This window comes from Rhizobium sp. N324 (assembly GCF_001664485.1).
Taxonomy (GTDB): Bacteria; Pseudomonadota; Alphaproteobacteria; order Rhizobiales; family Rhizobiaceae; genus Rhizobium.
Genome location: NZ_CP013635.1, coordinates 475,777 through 495,365, shown reverse-complemented (window position 1 = coordinate 495,365; position 19,589 = coordinate 475,777). Strand labels below are relative to the sequence as shown.

The window sequence follows — 19,589 nt, the reverse complement described above, 5'->3', positions numbered from 1 at the left end:
GCTTTAGGTCTTTGTTTTTTCGCATGTCGTTGCCGCAAAAGCGCTTCGCGCTTTGCCTGGCAAAACCGCAGCACACTTTTGCGCGACATGCTTTAACCGCACCTCAGATCTCTTCCCACGGAAAGGTGTCCAGCCGCTCCGCGCCCTTTGATGTGATCAGGGCCTGGGTCTCCAGCTTGATGCTCTCCGATCCGGCTTCGGCGATCAGGCTTTCGACGTTGAGCACCATGTTCTCCTCGATGATGCCGCTGAAATCGGGATCGAAATCCGGATGCAAGAGCACGCCCGGCCATTCGTCCGCCATGCCGGTGCCGTGCAAGGCGAGCGTGTAGCGATAGGGCTGATATTTCTCCGGGATCTGCCACGACAATTCGTTGAATTCGCGGAACGTCATGCCGGGCCGGATGACCGACAGATTGTGTTCGATCTGATCTCTGGCTGCCGCGTAAAGCTCCTTCTGTTTGGCATTCATCGCGACATGGCCACAGGTCCATGAGCGCGAGAGGTCGGCGCAATAGCCGTAGGGGCCGATCATGTCGGTGTCGAAGGAGATCATCTCGCCGCGCTTGACGACGTAATCGGAACATTCCTGATACCAGGGATTGGTTCTCGCGCCCCCGGTCAGCAGCTTGGTCTCCAGCCACTCGCCGCCGCTGCGGGCATTTTCGAAGTGCAGTTCGGCCCAGATCTCCCGCTCGGTGCGGCCGGGCTCGGAAACCTCGTACATCCGCGCCATGCCGGCTTCGCAGACGCGGATCGTCCAGCGCATCAGCTCGATTTCGTCGGCGCTTTTGATCGACCGCGCCCGTTCGGCGAGCTCCTGGCCGTCGAGAAGGGTAAAGCCGCGTTCGGTGAGTTCGAAGGCGCCTGATGGTTCGAGCCTGTCCACGGCGATGCGCCTGTTGTCACCATTCCCGGTCACCAGGTCCGCGACCTCGTCTGCCCAGGCTTTCAGGCGGGGTTCGATGAGGTTGCCGGCGGTGAAGAAGATCCAGGATTTCGACGGCCGGATCTCGTCGATGCCGGGCAGCCCGTCATCGACATGTTCGGCGCCTTCGAATTCGAACATGATGGCTGGGCCGTCGGCCAGGATCAGCGCGTAACGCGACGGATTATGCATCGTCCAGATGCTCATATTCGACGAGTCGAAGGCATAGCGGATGTTGACGGGATCGTAGAGCAGCAGGGCGCCGCAATCCCATTCGCGCATCTTCATGCGCAGCCGCGCCAGCCGGTAGCGGCGTGCCCGGTCGAGTGTGGCCGCCGGCACCGGACTGATGAGCGGCCGGTCCGCGCCATCGGGATTGAGGTAGGCCTGCTTTCGCTCATCCTTGAAGACGGTCGAGCCGCTCAGCTCGACGGAATCGTTGTCGTCTCGCAGCATCCGCGTGATTCCTGTTGTTGGTGATTGACGCGGTGTCGCTCAGCGTTCGATGACGAGATCGCTGAGCGGCTTCGAGCAGCAGGGCAGGAAAAAGCCGGCGTCGATTTCCCTCTGGCGGATGCCGCCATTATGGTTCATGTCGACCGTGCCTGACGTGAGCTTCGACTTGCAGGTGCCGCAGACGCCGTTGGCGCAGGAGGATGGAATCCTGACACCCGACTTCTTCGCGCAAGAGAGCACGCTTTGATCGCCTGTTACCTCGATGCTGCGGGCCTGCTTGGAGAAGGTGACCTGAAAGACCTTGGCGGCCGCCTCCTGAACGGCAGGTATTTCCGGTTCGTCGATGACGGCGGCGTCGAAGCTTTCCTCCAGATAATGCGCGGCGGGAACGCCGAGTTCGGCAGAAATGCTGCGTGCGGCCGCCATGAACGGGGCGGGGCCGCAGCACATCACCGTCCGCTCGGCGATATCGGAAACCGCAAGCCTGACATAGTCTGCCGAAATACGCCCGGTGAGACCCGGCCAGGACGCCTCGCCCGCAACGGTCTCCGGCAGGAGGTGGAGCCGAAGGCCCTTCAATCTACGGGCGATGCAGGCGAGTTCGTCGCGGAAGATCAGATCCTGCGGCGTGCGCGCCGCATGCATGAAGACAACGTCGGCGGGTTCGCAGCTGTCGGCAAGTTCCCGCAGAATGGACATGACCGGGGTGATGCCGGAGCCACCCGAGAGCAGCAGAAGTTTTGGCTTCGACGCCTCCGACCGGACGAAATGGCCGAGCGGGCCGTTCGCCTTGACGGAGGCGCCCGGAACCAGCGTATCGTGCAGCCAGTTGGAGATCTTGCCGCCCGGAACGCGCTTCACCGTGACGGAGAAGGCGTTCGTGCGATGCGGCGAAGAGGAGATGCTGTAGCACCGGCTTTCCGCCTCTCCATTGTGCTCGAGGTCGAAGAGAAAATACTGGCCGGCCTTGAAGGCGAAGCGCTTGCCGTTAGGGGAGGCGAAGGTGAAGGTCTTGACGTCGTGGGTCTCCTGCTGGACGTCGAGGCAGACGAGCGCATCGTCTTCCTCAGGATTCCAGACGTCGTGACGGGCGGCCTTTGCGAGCAGCACTTGCGGGGTCCTAGTATCCATGAGCGCGCATCCGGTCGATGTACCAGGTGGCGAACTTGTCGAGGTTCGTCTCGGAAAAGCGGGAATAGGGGCCTGGCCGATAGGCGGGATCGAGAGCCCCGGCATGGGAACGGGCGACGAGATCGGCGTCCTGGTCCGTCGTTGCAACCCAGACATCCGTCAGCTTGTCGAGATCGTAATCGACCCCTTCGACGGCGTCCTTGTGCACCAGCCACTTGGTTCTCACCAGCGTCTTGCCGGCCGAGAGCGGGATGACGGTTGCCACGACGGCATGGTCGCCCATGAAGTGGTTCCAGCTGTTATGACCCCAGAGATGCGTGTCGCCGAGATCCTTACGGATCATCTGCCCGAGGAGCTTCGACGAAGCGGCGGTGGCGTCGTGGGTCTGGGATTCGCCTGCGCCCGATATGATCAGCCGTTGCGTGCGGAAATTCGTGGCGCAGTCGGAAAGCTGCTCGACGGCAGCCGACGGGAAGCCATCGGCTTCCCATGCCTGCGTGCGCGCCTCGTAAAGCCGGAAATGCTCCTCGGCCTGTTCGCGATCTTCCGGGCTCAGCGTTTCGGGATCGAAGCCGAAGTCGAGATCGACGAAGGAGACGCAAAGCTCCGGATGGTTGGCGGAGCAGTGATAGCACTCGCGATTGTTCTCCATCGTCAGCTTCCAGTTGCCGTCCTCGATGACGTCGGTCTGGTGGGCGATCTTGGCATTGCGGATATCGTAGGGCGCGAGGCGCTCGACCATTGCCTGTTCGAGGCCGGCAATGTCCTCGGGTGGATTGTCGGACAGGCAGACGTAAATCAGGCCGCCGATCGATTTGAAGGTAACGGGCTTCAGACCGTGACAATCCTTGTCGAAATCCTTGCCCATATGGGGGGCGTAGCTGAGCTCGCCCGTCGGCTCGTAGGTCCAGGTGTGATAGGGACAGACGAGCTTCGAAACGATCGTCTTGCCCGGGTTGAGAAGACGGGAGCCGCGATGGCGGCAGACATTGTGCAGCACGCGGATTTCGCCGTCGTCGTCGCGCAGCAGGATCAGGCTCGTCTTGCCGATATCGATCACCGTGGCGTCGCCGGGTTCGGGAACATCACAGTCGAGGCCGACGCAGATCCAGTGCTTGTGGAAGAAGACATCGATATCCGCTTCGAACACGTCCTCTCTGACATAAAGACCGGCCGGCAGCGAATGGCCTTCCGCGCGGGAGTCGAGCAGGGCCGAAATGGAAGAAGGAAGCCTGTTTAGCATGATAACCTCTTATGTGAGAGTTTCCCTAGATTGCTCTTGCAGCATCGGGCTTTCAACGGCATAAAAAATCACGTTCGCATAATCTTTTCTCATGTGAAAAGGCCATCACGATGCAATTTCGAAGACGGCTTCCGTCGCTGACGGCGCTGGTGACCCTGGAGGCGGTGCTGCGCAGGAAAAGCTTCACCACGGCCGCAACCGAGCTCGGCGTCACCCAGGCCGCGGTCAGCAGGCAGATTGCGCTACTGGAAGAGGAGTTCGGCCAGGCGCTGTTTGTGCGCAAACACCGGGCGATCGAGCCGACGGCGGCGTGCATCAGCCTTGGAGCGACGCTCGCAAAGAGCTTTGCCGATATCGCCGAAAGCGTTGAGGCGATGCAGTCGCGCAGCCAGGACGTGGTGACGATCGGCGCGACCGTCGCCTTCTCTTCGTTCTGGCTGCTGCCGCGGCTTGCCGAATTCCGCCGGGCCAATCCCGGCATTCTGGTGCGGGTGATATCGCAGGACAGCCCGATTGCGCTCGACGGCGGAGAGGTCGATGTGGCGATCCGCTACGGCCTGCCGCCCTTCAGCGACGGCACCGTCATCGCCTCGCGCGGCGACGTCATTTCCCCCGTCTGCTCTCCGGATTATCTCAGGCGCCGAGGAGATGGGCCGCTGGGTTCGGCCGAGGAATTCATCGAAACGGACGTTGTCGATCGGTCCTGGTACAACTGGTCGCAATGGGTTTCGCTGATTGGCGCCAATATCGAAGTCAAGCCATCGCTTCGGTTCAACCACTATACCGAAACCATCGCCGCCGCCCGTGCCGGGCAGGGGATCGCGCTGGGATGGCGCATGCTGGTCGGCACGTTTCTGGAGGATGGAACCCTGGTGCAGGTCGACAGCAGCGAGCTTGCCGCCGAAGGCCGTTACAATGTCATCGTGCCCGTCAAAGCCAAGCGCAGCAACGCCCGCGATCTCGCCGCCGCCTGGCTGACGGCATCGCTGCACGGTTGATGGAGAAGGCCAAAGCTACAAGCCCAACCCCGGAGTTGCCGTCCGGTGCACGCCCTTCGGCACGAAGGCGAAGCGATCCGACAGGCCGAGGAAATCGGCCGCCAGGTGAATGACCGAAAGCCACATTTCCGTGCCCTGCAAGCTCGGTTCGCCACCGTCGGCGAAAGGGAATCCTTCGCCATCCCGCCATCTATCCGGGGCTCGTGAAATGAGATTGCGGGCAATCGCCTCGCCATCGGCCCGCCGGTAATCGGTCTGCCGGGCAATCAACAGCAACGGATGGATCGTGTCGAGTAGGTTGCAGGCATTGTATTTCTGAGCCGCGAAGCCCTTGTGATTGCGGTAATTGAGGTGAACCGTTTCGAGCGCGGCGTGCGGGTGCGGGAGCGGCATGCCGAACTGCGCGTAGGTGCCGCGTGTCAGACGGTAAAAGCCGTTCACCGGCTGGAGCCACCCTTCGAGCGCCGTCGGTTCGCCCCATAGGCCCGAGACTCTGTTGGCATGGCGGCTCAGCCACTCGAAGAGCAGCCGGCGCGAATCTCTGATGCCGAAAGACTTGGCATTGAAATAGATGGCGGTTCCGATGGCGTCGACCACGCTGCCGGCGTGCCATGCCCGGCTCGACCAGGGTAGGGCGCCTAACCAGTGCTCCAACTCGTCAGCATCGAGTTGCGCCGCTGGGAAGGGATGCCGTGGCCCGGAGCCGAGCAGTTCAAGCGCATAGCCGACCGAAAGCACATTGTAGAGCGCTTTCGGATCCTCCCTCAACGTCCGGCCATGCACGTGCGAATGCTCTTCCGGGAAAAGGCCCGTCTCCTCGTCCTGGAGACCTTGGAGAAGGTCGATGGTCTCCGACCGATCGAGCCCGGGCGGCATATGGCCGAAGCCGGCTGCGATCTCGATTGCATCGCAGAGATGCCGGATCGCCGGTCGCCTGATGCCGTCCGCTTCCAGTGATTCATAGGCCTCAGGTGTTTTCCAGCGTGCGAGAATGTCCGGCCATTGCTCTTTCGCTTGCTGGCCAAGCCTGAGCAACTGATCTTCGATATCCGCAGCGCCGGATTTCCTGGCCGCCGCACCGCGGCGCCGCAGCACCTTTGCCGGCACGCCGCCGGCAATAGACAAGGCGGGGATGTCCTGCGTGACCACAGCCCCGGCGGCGATCACCGCGCCGCTTCCAATGGTGACGCCATCGAGGATCACGCAATTGGCGCCGATCCAGACATCATTGCCAATCACAATGCCGAGGCTGACGACGCCCTGGCGATGGATGGGACGATCAGGATCATCGAAGCCATGATTGAAGCCGACGATCGACGCATGCGAGGCGATCCGGACCCCATTGCCGCAGGTCACCTTGCCGGAAACGCAGGCATAGGGGTTGATCGAGCAATCGTCGCCGAGGATCACATCACCCCGAACCAGCGCGTGCCCCGCAATCCAGGACCGCTCGCCCACCGTCAGGCTTTCGGTGAAGATCGCGGCCTGTTCGGCTATATAGGACGTGTCGGCCAATTCGGCGCCGCATGAGCGCCTGAGTTCTGCCTTGCGGGCGAGGTGAGCGGGGTGATCGAGATCTGCCGCGATGCGCTCCCAGGGAAGAAATTGAAGCCTCCGCGCTTCCCGTTGCTCGTTCGCCGATGCTTGCGGGCTGTTGGCGTGATCCATCTGTTCCTCACTATCGATGTCGACCGCCGACCGTCCGTCTGGCGTCAGCGACCCTGCCTTGCAGTGCATCAGATGGTGTGATTCGTGCGAAAGCAAGACCGGATCGAGCGGTCGATTGGACAAAGGGGCGCAACCTGTTGCGCCCCTAGATCACCGGCCATTACCGAGCGCTGTCGATGATGGCGCCGCCGTCCGGAGTAAGGCTGTAACCGGTGATGAACTGCGAATCTTTGCTGGCAAGGAACAGGACGACCGGCGCAATGTCCTCTTCCGGCGAGCCGAAACGAGCGAGGGCATTTGCTGGCGGAGGAACCTCCTTTTCGGCAGCGCCCCAGGTGTCCGCGATCGGCAGGACGTTATTCACCGTGATCTTGTCGGCCCCCCATTCGCGTGCCGCCGTGCGGGTCAGCGCGCGCACTGCCTCCTTGGCCATGTTGTAAGGGCCATAACCGGCCAGTCCGCTGGTGGCCGCCATCGAGCCGAAGTTGATGATACGGCCTTCTCCGCTTTCCCTCAGGTGAGGATAGCAAGCCTGCATGAAGCGCAGATAGGCGATCGGCCCGGTGTGGAAGTTCCGTTGCAACTGCTCGACCGAGAGGTCGACAACCGAAGACAAGACCGCGGAACCATCGAAAGCGTTGTTCACGAGAATGTCGATGCGGCCATATGCGGCGACAACCTTGTCCACCGCGGCCGTGATCCGGTCGGTCTCTCCGACGTCGCAGATGACGCCGAGTGCCGCGCCGCCCGCTTCGACGATCTCTGCGACGACACGTTCGACGCCTTCTGATGTTCGCGAGAGAATTGCGACCTTTGCGCCTTCGGAGGCAAAGAGCTTTGCAGTGGCGCGGCCAATGCCGCGGCTTGCGCCTGTGACGATGGCAACTTTTCCATTGAGTCGACCCATCTCTATCTCCTTGATTGGGGTTGGGGTTATTGGACGTCAGCGCATAGCGGCGTGAACGTAGGGGGAGGGGACCATGCGGGCGTCGTTCTGCGTCATGAACGAGGTGACGAGCAGCGCCAAGCCGATCGCCGCGGGCAAGGCGCCAGCGGGTTTTCGAACGCCGATATGCGCGAGGCCCGAGAGCAGCAGGTGGAAGAAGATGCCGGCATAGGCGAGATCGCTGAGCGGCATGCTGACGCGTGAAAGGATCGCGACCGGGCCGAGAACCTTGATGACGATCATGAATGGAATGAGATAGGAAGCCTTGTATCCGAGTTCCGCCAGAACCTGGCGAACCCAGTCTCGCTTGGCGACATAGATGGTGGCTGAGGCGAGGTAGAGCGCGGACAGAAGTGCCGTGCTGATCCAGTAGACGTAATATTCAGGCATGAATTCATCCCTGCCGCTGCCCACGCAGCAACATTCCTCTCGTCGAGTCTGTCGGTTTGTTTTGAGAGGCGCTTTTCCTGCGCTCCTCTGTGCATGCAGAGAAATGTCGTCTAATATTTATATTTGCAAGTAGGATGATTTACTTGCTGTTAGTATGGAAAAGCAGACTATGGGCGAAGAAGAAGTCAATATGCATGAAGAGATGCGGCGAGCCTTCGCGCTGCTTTCCGGCAAATGGAAGCTGGAAATCATGTGGCTGCTCAATCAGCGGATCTATCGGTTCGGCGCATTGAGAAAGGCTATCCCCGGCATCACCCAACACATGCTGACGGCGCAACTTCGCGAACTCGAAGCGGACGGTTTGGTATCCCGCACCATATTCGCGGAGGTTCCTCCGCGCGTCGAATATGAGATCACGCAAAAAGCGCGGGGCCTCGGCCCCACGATGGATGCTTTGACGGCATGGTGGAACGAGTACGGCAAAAGCGTGCCGGTAAAGCCGAGCGCACGCGGCCGGAAAGCGAGAGATCGCTGAACTGCTTCACATTCACGAAAGGCTCGAACCGAATTTGTCCCAGCCTTCCTTGATCGTCTCCATCGCGACATTGGTCGAGGTGTTGGCAACATGGGGCAGCGTCGAGATGCGTTCGCCCAGCACGCGGCGGTAGCGGCCGATGTCGCGGGTGCGGATCTTCAGGAGATAGTCGAACCGGCCGGCGATCATGTGGCACTCCTCGACTTCCCGGATCTTCTTGATGGCGTCGTTGAAGCTTTTCAGCGCATCCTCGCGGGTATCGGAAAGCTTCACCTCGACGAAGGCGATGTGGTCGAGCTGCATTTTCGACGGGTTGAGGACGGCTTTGAAGCCTTCGATGTAGCCGTCACTGATCAGCCGCTTGAAGCGGATCTGGCACGGCGTCTTCGACAATCCGACGCGCGCGGCGAGATCGGTGATCGACAGTCTGCCGTCCTCGGCGAGCGCGGCGAGGATCTTTCTGTCGAACTGGTCCAATTCACTAAAGATGTCGGTTTCTGTGGCCATTTGAACTCTCGGTGCTCGATTTATAAGTTCATACAGCTTGAAAACTGTTGAAATCAAGTGAGATCGCGATTTTCGGCTGTGGTAGATTATGCATCGGCAATCGGAGGAAGGGCGCGGCCGCTCGGCGCATTGCCGAAATCGGTCGCCGCGACGCGCAAAAAAGGGGGATCATAGATGCATGAAAGAAAAGCGGATGGCGATCAAAAACCGGATCTGCTCGCTCACTACCGGCCGGTGGCGATAAGAGCGGTCGCAGCCGCATTCACCCTCAAGCGCGACAAGCCCCATGCGCGTCCGCTTCACGAGACGGAATATTCCGGCCCGATTTTTACGGATAGTGACACCTGGGACGACGAGCCCGGTGTTCCATTTATCCGTTAGACGCAACATTCACTAATCAGGGACTCCCATGTTGAACGCAGCGATCGACCCCGCTTCCTCCCAAGAACCCGCTGGCGGCGCGCCCTTCGCCGCCTTTGCCCCGCCGATCCGGCCGCAATCGGACCTTCGCCAGGCGATCACGGCAGCCTATCGCCGTCCGGAAACCGAATGCCTGCCGCCGCTCGTTGCGGCCGCGCGCGTTTCCGAGGCGAAACGTTATGACATCCGCAGCACCGCCCGCACTCTGATCGAGGCGCTGCGCGCCAAGCATAAGGGCACCGGCGTCGAAGGGCTGGTGCAGGAATATTCGCTGTCCAGCCAGGAAGGCGTGGCGCTGATGTGCCTTGCCGAAGCGCTGCTGCGCATTCCCGATACCGACACCCGCGACGCGCTGATCCGCGACAAGATCGCCGAGGGCAACTGGACCTCCCATATCGGCGGCGGCAAATCGATGTTCGTCAACGCTGCCACCTGGGGCCTCGTCGTCACCGGCAAGCTGACCTCGACGGTCAACGACCGCAGCCTGTCGGCGGCGCTGACGCGGCTGATTGCGCGCGCCGGCGAGCCGGTCATCCGCCGCGGCGTCGATATGGCGATGCGCATGATGGGCGAGCAGTTCGTCACCGGCGAAACGATCGAGGAGGCGCTGAAGCGCGCCCGGCCGCTCGAAGCGCGGGGCTTCCGCTATTCCTATGACATGCTGGGCGAGGCTGCGACGACCGCTGCCGACGCTGAACGTTATTTCAAGGACTACGAAAAGGCGATCCATGCCATCGGCAAGGCGTCGGACGGACGCGGCATCTATGACGGCCCTGGCATTTCGATCAAGCTTTCGGCCTTGCATCCCCGTTACGTCAGGGCGCAGGCCGGCCGGGTGATGGGTGAGCTGCTGCCGAAGGTCAAGGCGCTCGCCGTTCTCGCCAAGTCCTACGATATCGGCCTCAATATCGATGCGGAAGAGGCCGACCGGCTGGAGCTGTCGCTCGATCTGCTGGAGGAGCTTTGCTTTGCCGCTGATCTCGCAGGCTGGAACGGCCTTGGATTCGTCGTCCAGGCCTATGGCAAGCGCTGCCCCTTCGTGCTCGACTATGTCATCGATCTCGCCCGCCGTTCCGGGCGCCGGGTCATGGTGCGCCTTGTCAAGGGCGCCTATTGGGATGCGGAGATCAAGCGCGCCCAGCTCGACGGTCTCGACGATTATCCGGTCTATACCCGCAAGATTTATACCGATGTCGCCTATATCGCCTGCGCGCGCAAGCTGCTCAACGCACCCGACGCCGTCTTCCCGCAGTTTGCCAGCCACAATGCGCAGACGCTGGCGACGATCTATCATCTCGCCGGTCCCGATTTCGCCGTCGGCAAATACGAGTTCCAGTGCCTGCATGGCATGGGCGAACCACTCTATGACGAAGTCGTCGGCAAGGAAAAGCTCGATCGGCCCTGCCGCATCTATGCGCCTGTCGGAACGCATGAGACGCTGCTCGCCTATCTGGTGCGGCGCCTTCTGGAAAACGGCGCCAATTCCTCCTTCGTGCACCGCATCTCCGATCCGAATGTCTCGGTCGAGGCGCTGATCGCTGATCCCGCCGAAACCGTCGCGGCCATGCCGGTCGTCGGCGCGCCCCACGCGCAGATCGCCTTGCCGAAGGCGCTTTACGGCAGTGCCCGCGCCAATTCCGACGGTCTCGATCTCTCGAACGAAACGACGCTTTCCGATCTGGCTGAGACGCTCGCCGCCTCGGCTACCAGCCCATGGCACGCGCTTCCGATCCTTGCCGATGGTTCGACGGATGGGGTGACGCGTGACGTCCTCAATCCTGCCGATAACCGCGACGTTGTCGGCACGGTCACCGAGCTGAAGGTCGAAGAGGCGGCCCGGATCGTTGCGATGGCGGCCGAGCATGCGCCGCAATGGGCCGCGGTGCCGCCAGCCGAGCGTGCCGCTTGCCTGGAGCGGGCGGCCGACATCATGCAGGCCCGCATCAGGACGCTGATGGGCATCATCATGCGCGAGGCCGGCAAATCCGCCGCCAATGCCGTCGGCGAGGTGCGTGAGGCGATCGACTTCCTGCGCTATTACGCCGAACAGGCGCGCAAGACGCTTGGTCCGTCCCATGCGCCCCTCGGCCCGATCGTCTGCATCAGCCCGTGGAATTTCCCGCTGGCGATTTTCACCGGGCAGGTGGCCGCCGCACTGGTGGCCGGCAACCCCGTTCTTGCCAAACCCGCCGGCGTCACGCCGATCATCGCCTCGGAGAGCGTCAAGATCCTCCATGAGGCGGGCGTGCCAGTGGCCGCCCTGCAGTTCGTGCCCGGCAGCGGCCGCCTCGGCGCCGGGATGGTGGGTGCTGCGGAAACGGCAGGCGTCATGTTTACCGGATCGACCGAAGTCGCTCGGATGATCCAGGCGCAACTGGCCGAACGGCTGTCTTCATCAGGCAAGCCGATCCCGCTGATTGCCGAAACCGGCGGACAGAACGGCATGATCGTCGATTCCTCGGCTCTCGCCGAGCAGGTGGTGGCCGATGTCATCGCCTCGGCCTTCGACAGCGCCGGCCAGCGCTGCTCGGCGCTCCGCGTTCTCTGCCTGCAGGACGATGTGGCCGACCGGACCCTCAACATGCTGAAGGGCGCCTTCCGCGAGCTGACGATCGGCCGCACCGATCGGCTGAGCATCGATGTCGGGCCTGTCATCAATGATGGCGCAAAGGCCGAGATCGACCAGCATATCGAGCAGATGCGCGGCGCCGGCCGCAAGGTGGATCAACTGCCGCTGCCCGAAAGTGCCGCGGCGGGGACCTTCGTTCCGCCGACGATCATCGAGATCAAGGCCCTGTCGGACCTGACCAGGGAGATCTTCGGACCGGTCCTGCATGTCGTCCGCTTCAAGCGAAACGGCCTCGACCGTCTGATCGACGACATCAACGCATCGGGCTACGGCCTGACCTTCGGGCTTCACACCCGGCTTGACGAAACGATCGCGCATGTGACCAGCCGCATCAAGGCCGGCAACCTCTACGTCAACCGCAATATCATCGGCGCTGTCGTCGGTGTGCAGCCGTTCGGTGGCCGCGGCCTTTCGGGCACCGGTCCGAAGGCAGGCGGTCCGCTCTATATCGGCCGGCTGGTGCAGCGTGCTCCGGTGCCGCCGCAGCAGGATTCGGTTCATACGGACCTTGCCCTTCGCGACTACATCGTCTGGCTCGACAAGAAGGGCTTGCCGGGCGAGGGCGAAGCGGCGCGCGGCTATGCGAGCCGCTCGGCGCTCGGGCTCGAACGCGAACTCACCGGTCCGGTCGGCGAGCGCAATCTCTACGCGCTCCATCCCCGCGGCCGCATTCTTGCCGTGCCGCAGACCGAAAGCGGGCTCCATCGCCAGATCGCCGCAGCCCTGTCGACCGGCAACCACGTCGTCGTGGATGCCGGCTCGCTGGCGAAATCAGTCCTGGCGGAATTGCCGGCGTCTGTCGCCGGCCGGGTTTCCTGGACGTCGGATTGGGAAAAGGACGGGCCGTTCTCCGGCGCACTCGTCGAAGGCGATCGCGACAGGGTTCTGGCCGTCAATCGGAAGATCGCTGCTCTGCCCGGTCCGCTTCTCCTGGTCCAGGCCGCGACGTGCGAGGAATTGGCCGGCGATCCCGAGGCCTATTGCCTCAACTGGCTGTTGGAGGAGGTGTCCACGTCGATCAACACCGCCGCTGCCGGCGGCAATGCCAGCCTGATGGCGATCGGCTGAGAAAAGCGAGACGAGGGCGCGCAAATGCGCCCTCGGTCGCCGTTTCGCATGTCCCGAAAAACTCGACACTATTGACCATTTTTTTAAGAGTTCTGGCTATCGTCACGATCTGGCGCGACGACTGCCAATTGTGGTCACTCCGACATGACCGCCGTGGCTGTATGTCGATGTGAGTGGTTGCGCCGGAGAAGCAGGCAATTTCCTGAGGTGGGGGCTTCCTTATGGCGTTGATTGACCGACTGTTGCAGCGTATGCGGATCGTGACGAAGGTGCTCATCTTCGTGGTGCCGCTGATCGTGCTGATCGCTGGCATCGGTCTTTTCGGCTATTTCACCGCCGGCACGCTGAACGGGCAGATGACCCTGACCCGGCAGACGATCGATACGCTTTCCAGTTTTCAGCAGCTGCGATCTGCGCTGACTGCCTTTACCGATCTTCCCAGTGCGGCCACGCGCGATCGATTGATCGCCAGCATCTCCGATCAGCAGAAGGGCGCGGCAACGCTCGATGCCATGCTGATCGATCCTGCGCAAAAGCAGCAGATCGCCGCGGTGCGCGAACTCGGGGCTAAGATGCAGGGCGGCGCCGACGCGCTTTGGGCCGTGTCGCAGGAGCGCGTCAATACCGAACAGGCGGTCGACGACGCAGTGGCCGGGCTGTTTAAGGAAAGCCAGACGGCGCGCAAACAGCTCGACGTTCTCCAGGATCAGGCGAATGGCAAGGAGGCCTTCGTCCGAGCGCTTCTTCTCGATGCCTCGGCCTATAAGAATCTCGCGGGACGCATTGCGAAACTGCGCAAGGCGACCGCAGCGGCAGCCGACCCTCAGAAGCTCGGCCAGGCTATCGGCAGCCTTCTGCCGCCGCTTGTCAAAGAGGTCGCCGACAGCGGGGCGCTTGCCTCCGACAAGGCCCAGAGCCAGATCGCTGCGCTGAAGCCCGTCCTGGACAAGCTCGCCCCCATGGCCAAGGACAGCAACCTGACGCTCGAAGCTTACGCTGCCGTCGATCAGGATCTGCAGGGCCTTCAGGAGCAATTTGCAAAACTCGCTTCCGGCAATGCGGACACGGCGATCGAGCGTTTTACCGGCATGGACGCGAGCATATCGACACTTCGTTCGATGGTGGCGATCGTCAATGCCGCCTTCAAATCGATCGACGATCTGCGCCTGCACCTCAGCGAACTGAACAGGCGGGTGGATGCCGCGTCGCGGGATGCGGTTCTCGCCGATCTCAAGGCATTGCGCGAGAGCGCTGCAAAGCTTGTCCCCCTGAGCGGGAAGAATGCCGCACTGCAGGATCTTGCGAAGAAGATCGAACCGTCTCTTGCGACGATCGAGAAGGACACGTCGCTGCTGATATCGATTGCCGACCGGTGGCGCGCGGACAAGGAGACGGCGACAGCGCTTGTGGCCGACGCAAGCCACACGCTGGAACAGTTTGTCAGCACGGCGCAGGAGAGCGGCAGGGAAATCAGCCAGCGCTCGGCGACGATGTCGCTCGCGGCGATGATCGCCGGCACTGTGCTTGCGATCATCGGCGGCCTCATGCTGATCGAAACTCTGCGCGGGCCGCTGAAGCGGATTACCCAGACGATGATGCGGCTTGCCGACGGCGATCTGAATGTTCCGATCGGCGACGGCAAGCGCGGCGACGAGATCGGCGACATGATCCGCTCGGTGACTGTCTTCCGCGACCAGGCGCTTGAGAAGACCCGGCTGGAAGAGGTCGCCGAGACGAACAGGGCGCGCGACGAACGGGAGCAGTCCCGCCGCGCCGCCGAGCAGGCGCGCATCGAGGCGGAGCAGAGTGAGGCCCTGAACGCGCTCTCCGACATGCTCGGCAAGCTTGCCAGCGGCAACCTCGCCGCCGAGATGAGCGAGGATCTGGCCGCGGATTATGTCGCCATGGCGCAAACCTACAATCACGCCATCGATGCGCTGCGGTTGACGCTCGCCGAGGTTCGCAACACCACCTATGAGATCGCCGAGGGCAGCACCAATCTTTCAGGCGCTGCCGACGATCTGGCGCGGCGCACGGAACAGCAGGCCGCAGCACTCGAGGAGAGCTCGCGGGTGCTCGGCGAACTGACCGACAGCGTGCGGACGACCGCCGAAAACGCCCGCCAGACATCGCTTTCGGTCGCGGAAGCCCACCGCCAGGCGGAGCATTCCGCGGCCGTCGTCGCCAAAGCCGTCGACGCCATGGGCGCCATCAACCGGTCATCCGAGAAAGTCACCAGCATCATCGGCGTGATCGACGAAATCGCCTTCCAGACCAATCTTCTGGCGCTGAATGCGGGCGTGGAAGCGGCGCGCGCAGGAGAGGCCGGCAGAGGTTTTGCCGTCGTCGCCCAGGAGGTGCGCGAGCTTGCCCAGCGCTGCGCCAAGGCGGCCCGCGAGATCAAAGATCTCATCTCCAACAGCGCATCGCAGGTTGGCGCCGGCGTCACGCTCGTCGAGGAAACCGGCCACGCGCTTTCTGCCATCATGGAGCACTTCACCTCGATCAACGGCCTGGTGCAGGTCATCTCGGCCTCGACGACCACGCAGTACAAGGGCATCGACGAGGTGAACAACGCCGTTCGCGACGTCGAGCACATCACCCAGCACAACGCCGCCATGGTCGAGGAAAACACCGCGGAAATTCACCGGCTTCGGCAGCAGGTGGAACTATTGAACGAAAGAATTTCCCACTTTCAAACTGCTGACGGCCGCAGGGTCTCGCCTGCCAGCATCGTGCGGATGGCCGTGGCCTCCTGACGGAAGCCCTCGGAGACCTCCCCATGGTGATCAAGCGTCGTCGACACTGACCGGTCGAGGTGCCATTTTCCCCTCTACCGCACCCCGCCGCCGTTAGGTTCCGTACTGGTCCTTTGGCTGCAGCAAACGCCGTTTCACGTTCTCGATCCCAAGTACCGGGCTTGTCAGAACTGGAAGACCGTGGTCGATGCCCTGCACCGCACGAGCCATTGAGGCTTGGGCAAAAACGATCACATCGACCTTCTGCGACAGTTCTTCCAGCGCTCGACGGATTTGCGCGTCATGCGCTTCGACGTTCCCGTCGGTAAGGAATTGAAACGCTTCCTGAACAAGCACATCATCGATCACGACATTTTTGCCCAGCTCGCATGCCTGGCGCCTGAGCAAATCTACTGTCGGCACCAGCGTTGTGGATAATGTCGCCAGGACGCCTATGCGGTTTCCGTGCTCGACAGCGGCTTTGGCCATGCCTTCGTCAATACGGAACAGCGGCTTAGGACAAAGCGGCGCAATGGCATCGACCGCCGGTCCAAGCGTTGAGCATGTGACGACAATCGCATCTGCCCCGGCGTCGACTGCGGACCATACGTAGGTGGCCAGCCTCCGTTTCGTCAGATGGGATAACGACCGGCGCTCAATGGTATTTCTCAACAGGCTCTCGTCGAGGATCGCGAACGGCTTCCAGTCGGGTAAAAGTTCTTTAGCAAGGGCCCGGAACTCGGAAACAAGGTCGGACACCGTGTGGATGAAAGCCAGCTTTCTGACAGAGGCACTCGCAGTTTGAATTGACATATGGTTTTCCATCCAAGTGTTGGAAGCTGAGTTGGCGGAACGAGATACTTGCATCAGTTCGCCAAGCTGATCCGGTGTGCGAATGCTCCCCTGCGGGCAAGATCGCGTTTGGACCCAAGGGAAATGGCCAACTCGCGATCGCTCGGCGCCTGTACTTCCACGCGAATGAATTGCGTCAGATGGCGCCAACCTCAATTTTCGATCTGTCCCTGAAACGCGACAGGCGGAATGGTGTCGGATCGACGATTGCCGTGTCGCCCGCGACCAGATCCGCCGCCAGGTGGCCAATGCCAGGGCCGGCCCCGAAGCCGTGTCCGGAACAACCTGCGGCGACAAACACTCCGCCGATACTGTCCACCGGTGAAATCGCGGGTATGGCGTCCGGGGTGGAGTCGACATATCCACCCCAAGCAGACGTGACGCCGGCATCGGCCACGGCGGGGAGCAAGGCTCTTATCCGCGCCATTATGGTAGCCGTCATCCGAATGTCCGGAGCAGGATCGAGCACGCGAATGCGTTCGAAGGGAGTCGGCCTATCGAGGCGCCAGCGCCCGAGTGTTTCCGGACCCTGGAAAAACGAGCGGCCTATGCAAATCTCGACGGCCCTCCGTCGTTTCAGGAACATCGGCAGAAACGGGCGAGCATAGCGGATGCTCTGCGGTGTGAGCTCGAGCGTCGCTCTGCCGCTGACGGCTATCGTGTAGCTGCCATCGATGCGGCGCGTCAAGGCGCAATCAGAAGTATATATTGCGCCTCCAAAGTCGGGTGCGGGACCGGTCCGCAAGGCGGTCTGACGGACACTAGCCTGCGGCAGGGAAACCGCATGCATGCGCAGAAAAGCAGAAGCCCAGGCGCCGGCGGCACATAGCACCCTATTGGTGCGGATAACGCCTTTCTCGGTGACGACGCCGCTTACTTGGCCATTGGTGATATCCAGGCCGCGCGCCGCGCAGTTCTGATGAATGGTTGCGCCATGTTTGCGCGCGCCCTCGGCTATCCGAGGAGCGGCGAGCCAAGGCTCAGCCTTGCCGTCGTCCACTGCGTGGACACCGCCCAGCCATTTGCGGCCGCCGGCCGCTGGAACAGCGGCGGCGGCCTCGCTGGCGGTCAGCATTCGGGTATTGACGTCAAACCTTCGGGCAACCTCGCGCCAACGTTCCCATTCACCGAGCTGCTTTGGATCAGCGGTTGCATAGAGGAGCCCGCAACGGCGAAAGCCAAGGTCATGCCCGATCTCTACGGTCAGCTCTTCCCATAGGCGCAACGCCAGATCGGCAAGCGGCAATTCACGTTCATCCCGGTTCTGTCGACGGCACCAGCCCCAGTTCCGACTCGACTGTTCGCAGCCGACATATCCCTTTTCGACAAGCGCTACCGATAGACCGCGCCGTGCCAAGAAATAGGCTGCGCTGGCGCCAACAATCCCGCCCCCGATGATGACGACATCTGATGACGTGGGCAGAGTTTCATCGCTGCTGATGTGGTGGATTAAAGGGGACATGGCGGCCTCAAGGTGAATGATAGCCGGCAGTATCAGGGAAAGGGTGCGGCAGAATGCACTGGTTGCAGCGGATTCGCCGTATTTTGCATCGAATATCGTCGGTCGGAAAGTGACGGCGACTTTGAGCCGGCAGGCGCTTCGCAGCATCCCAAATCTACGTGCCCGACAATGCCCTTGATCTCGGTGAATTCCTGCAATCCGAACTTCCCGTAGCGGCCGTTGGCTGCTTATAGCCGCCGAGAGATCAAAAGTCGGCCACTTTGCCCCAGGCGGATGTCTCGAAGCGGTCCGGGTGATAGGGCCGGGGGTCGACGATCGGCTCATCGCCCGTGACGATATCGGCAATCAGATGACCGGCGCCCGGTCCGATGCCGAAGCCATGGCCGCTGAAACCCGCGGCGAGGATGAAACCCGGAAGCGTGGCGATCTCGCCGATCCCCGGCACACCATCGGGCGTGCTGTCGATATAGCCAGCCCAAGTCGCGTTGATACTGGTTTTCTTCAAGGCGGGTAGAAGCTCGAGCGCTCGCGCATGCGTCAGGCGGATGGTGGCCTGGTTGATTGCCGGGTCGAGGATGCGCATACGCTCCATCGGCGTCGGCCTGTCGAGGCGCCAGCGCGCAAGAGACTCGTGACCGGAACGAAATCCCTCCAAGCCGCCAGGTGCAAGACTGCGCCACCGCCGGGCGAACATCGGCAGGAACTGTCGTGCGAAGCGGAACTGCTGCGCGGTGGGATCGACACGGCCGCGGCCGCTGATCGCCAGCGTATAGCCGCCATTGCTGCGGCGTGTGACGGAGACCGCGGATGTGTGCAGCGCATCCGGCAGGCCGGCGGCACCCGGCGAAACGGAAAGGATCGACGAACGGATCGATGCCTGCGGAAATCGAATGTCGAGCTGGCGGCAGAAGGAGGAAGCCCAGGCACCGCCTGCCAGGATCGCAAATTTTGTCCGGATCGTGCCGTGTTCGGTGACGACGCCGGCGATCCGGCCGCCTTCGATGTCGATGCCACGGGCCGCACAGGATTGATGCACCGTGCCGCCGAGCTTCAGGATGGCCCGCGCGACGGCCGGTGCTGCACGGGCCGGATCGGCGGTGCCGTCGGTCGGCGAAAACACCCCGCCTTTCCACGAGGCGCCGGTGGCGCGCCCGCGTTCGGTTGCCTCTGCGCCGCTCAGCATATGCGTCGTGACGCCGACCGACCGCGCGAAATCCCGCCAGCGCGCCCAGCCTGCCAGTTCCTCGTCGCTATTGCTCAGATAGAAGAGGCCGCAGCGGCGAAAACCGGTATCCTCACCAGTCTCGGCAGCGAAGCGCTCCCACAGATCGAGGCTCTTCGTCGACATCGGCAGCTCACGGGCGTCGCGGTTCTGCTGCCGGCACCAGCCCCAGTTGCGGCTCGATTGCTCCGCCCCGACAAGGCCTTTCTCGACGAGGGCAACCTTCAATCCGCGCCCGGCAAGATAATAGGCCGCGAAAATGCCGACGATGCCGCCGCCGATCACCACAGCATCGGCGGCAGCGGGCAGCTCCGGCGTGGTATCGACGCGATCGAGCGGTGCAGGCATGGCGGTGTCTCCGTTTCATACTCTGGAGCGGGTTCAGCCTTTCACCGA

The 19,589-nt window shown here is 62.3% G+C and carries 15 protein-coding genes; 5 read left to right on the top strand and 10 right to left on the bottom strand.

Translation table 11 applies throughout. The annotated features are described in order from the left end of the window. Positions 1-103: 103 nt before the first annotated feature. From AMK05_RS32195 to AMK05_RS32185, 3 genes are read right to left on the bottom strand one after another with little or no spacing between them, the layout of a single operon-like run. Positions 104-1,384, bottom strand: coding sequence for a M24 family metallopeptidase (locus tag AMK05_RS32195; protein WP_064844670.1), 1,281 nt, complete (start codon positions 1,382-1,384; stop codon positions 104-106). Positions 1,385-1,423: 39 nt separating this feature from the next. Beyond that, the gene (locus AMK05_RS32190) at positions 1,424-2,515 is read right to left on the bottom strand and encodes an FAD-binding oxidoreductase (protein ID WP_064844669.1); all 1,092 of its coding nucleotides are present in this window, start codon (positions 2,513-2,515) and stop codon (positions 1,424-1,426) included. After that, positions 2,505-3,758 carry an aromatic ring-hydroxylating oxygenase subunit alpha gene (locus AMK05_RS32185; RefSeq protein ID WP_064844667.1) on the bottom strand — a complete coding sequence of 418 codons (1,254 nt, stop codon included), beginning with the start codon at positions 3,756-3,758 and terminating at the stop codon, positions 2,505-2,507. Before AMK05_RS32185 ends, AMK05_RS32190 begins: the two co-directional genes overlap by 11 nt. 110 nt (positions 3,759-3,868) lie before the next feature. On the opposite strand from AMK05_RS32185, the gene AMK05_RS32180 reads away from it, so the two are divergent. Then, positions 3,869-4,756: a LysR substrate-binding domain-containing protein gene (locus tag AMK05_RS32180; protein ID WP_064844665.1), complete on the top strand. Its 888-nt coding sequence runs from the start codon at positions 3,869-3,871 to the stop codon at positions 4,754-4,756. A 15-nt stretch (positions 4,757-4,771) separates the two neighbouring features. Here the strand turns inward: AMK05_RS32180 and AMK05_RS32175 are convergent, their stop codons facing one another. From AMK05_RS32175 to AMK05_RS32165, 3 genes are all read right to left on the bottom strand, one after another. Continuing rightward, complete coding sequence (locus AMK05_RS32175; protein WP_064845027.1) at positions 4,772-6,424, bottom strand: acyltransferase; 1,653 nt, start codon at positions 6,422-6,424, stop codon at positions 4,772-4,774. Positions 6,425-6,584: 160 nt separating this feature from the next. Next, positions 6,585-7,331, bottom strand: coding sequence for an SDR family NAD(P)-dependent oxidoreductase (locus tag AMK05_RS32170; protein ID WP_064844663.1), 747 nt, complete (start codon positions 7,329-7,331; stop codon positions 6,585-6,587). A 36-nt stretch (positions 7,332-7,367) separates the two neighbouring features. Then, a complete protein-coding gene (locus AMK05_RS32165) occupies positions 7,368-7,760 on the bottom strand; it encodes a DoxX family protein (RefSeq protein ID WP_064845025.1) in 393 nt (130 codons plus the stop codon). A gap of 154 nt (positions 7,761-7,914) precedes the next feature. On the opposite strand from AMK05_RS32165, the gene AMK05_RS32160 reads away from it, so the two are divergent. Further along, the gene (locus AMK05_RS32160; RefSeq protein WP_064844661.1) at positions 7,915-8,295 is read left to right on the top strand and encodes a winged helix-turn-helix transcriptional regulator; all 381 of its coding nucleotides are present in this window, start codon (positions 7,915-7,917) and stop codon (positions 8,293-8,295) included. A 12-nt stretch (positions 8,296-8,307) separates the two neighbouring features. Here the strand turns inward: AMK05_RS32160 and AMK05_RS32155 are convergent, their stop codons facing one another. Beyond that, positions 8,308-8,802 carry an Lrp/AsnC family transcriptional regulator gene (locus AMK05_RS32155; RefSeq protein WP_064844659.1) on the bottom strand — a complete coding sequence of 165 codons (495 nt, stop codon included), beginning with the start codon at positions 8,800-8,802 and terminating at the stop codon, positions 8,308-8,310. A gap of 174 nt (positions 8,803-8,976) precedes the next feature. Here AMK05_RS32155 and AMK05_RS32150 point away from each other — a divergent pair, with 174 nt between their 5' ends. From AMK05_RS32150 to AMK05_RS32140, 3 genes are all read left to right on the top strand, one after another. Further along, complete coding sequence (locus tag AMK05_RS32150; protein ID WP_064844657.1) at positions 8,977-9,183, top strand: hypothetical protein; 207 nt, start codon at positions 8,977-8,979, stop codon at positions 9,181-9,183. 28 nt (positions 9,184-9,211) lie between these two features. Beyond that, the gene (gene putA, locus AMK05_RS32145) at positions 9,212-12,919 is read left to right on the top strand and encodes a trifunctional transcriptional regulator/proline dehydrogenase/L-glutamate gamma-semialdehyde dehydrogenase (RefSeq protein ID WP_064844653.1); all 3,708 of its coding nucleotides are present in this window, start codon (positions 9,212-9,214) and stop codon (positions 12,917-12,919) included. A 221-nt stretch (positions 12,920-13,140) separates the two neighbouring features. Next, positions 13,141-15,678, top strand: coding sequence for a methyl-accepting chemotaxis protein (locus AMK05_RS32140; RefSeq protein WP_064844652.1), 2,538 nt, complete (start codon positions 13,141-13,143; stop codon positions 15,676-15,678). Between the two features lie 93 nt (positions 15,679-15,771). Here the strand turns inward: AMK05_RS32140 and AMK05_RS32135 are convergent, their stop codons facing one another. The 3 genes from AMK05_RS32135 to AMK05_RS32125 form a co-directional block, all read right to left on the bottom strand. Then, positions 15,772-16,470 (bottom strand): aspartate/glutamate racemase family protein, encoded by a 699-nt coding sequence (locus tag AMK05_RS32135; protein WP_064844650.1) that lies wholly within the window; start codon positions 16,468-16,470, stop codon positions 15,772-15,774. Between the two features lie 175 nt (positions 16,471-16,645). After that, complete coding sequence (locus AMK05_RS32130) at positions 16,646-17,971, bottom strand: NAD(P)/FAD-dependent oxidoreductase (protein ID WP_064845023.1); 1,326 nt, start codon at positions 17,969-17,971, stop codon at positions 16,646-16,648. A gap of 244 nt (positions 17,972-18,215) precedes the next feature. Then, the gene (locus AMK05_RS32125) at positions 18,216-19,541 is read right to left on the bottom strand and encodes an NAD(P)/FAD-dependent oxidoreductase (protein ID WP_064844649.1); all 1,326 of its coding nucleotides are present in this window, start codon (positions 19,539-19,541) and stop codon (positions 18,216-18,218) included. Positions 19,542-19,589: the final 48 nt, after the last annotated feature.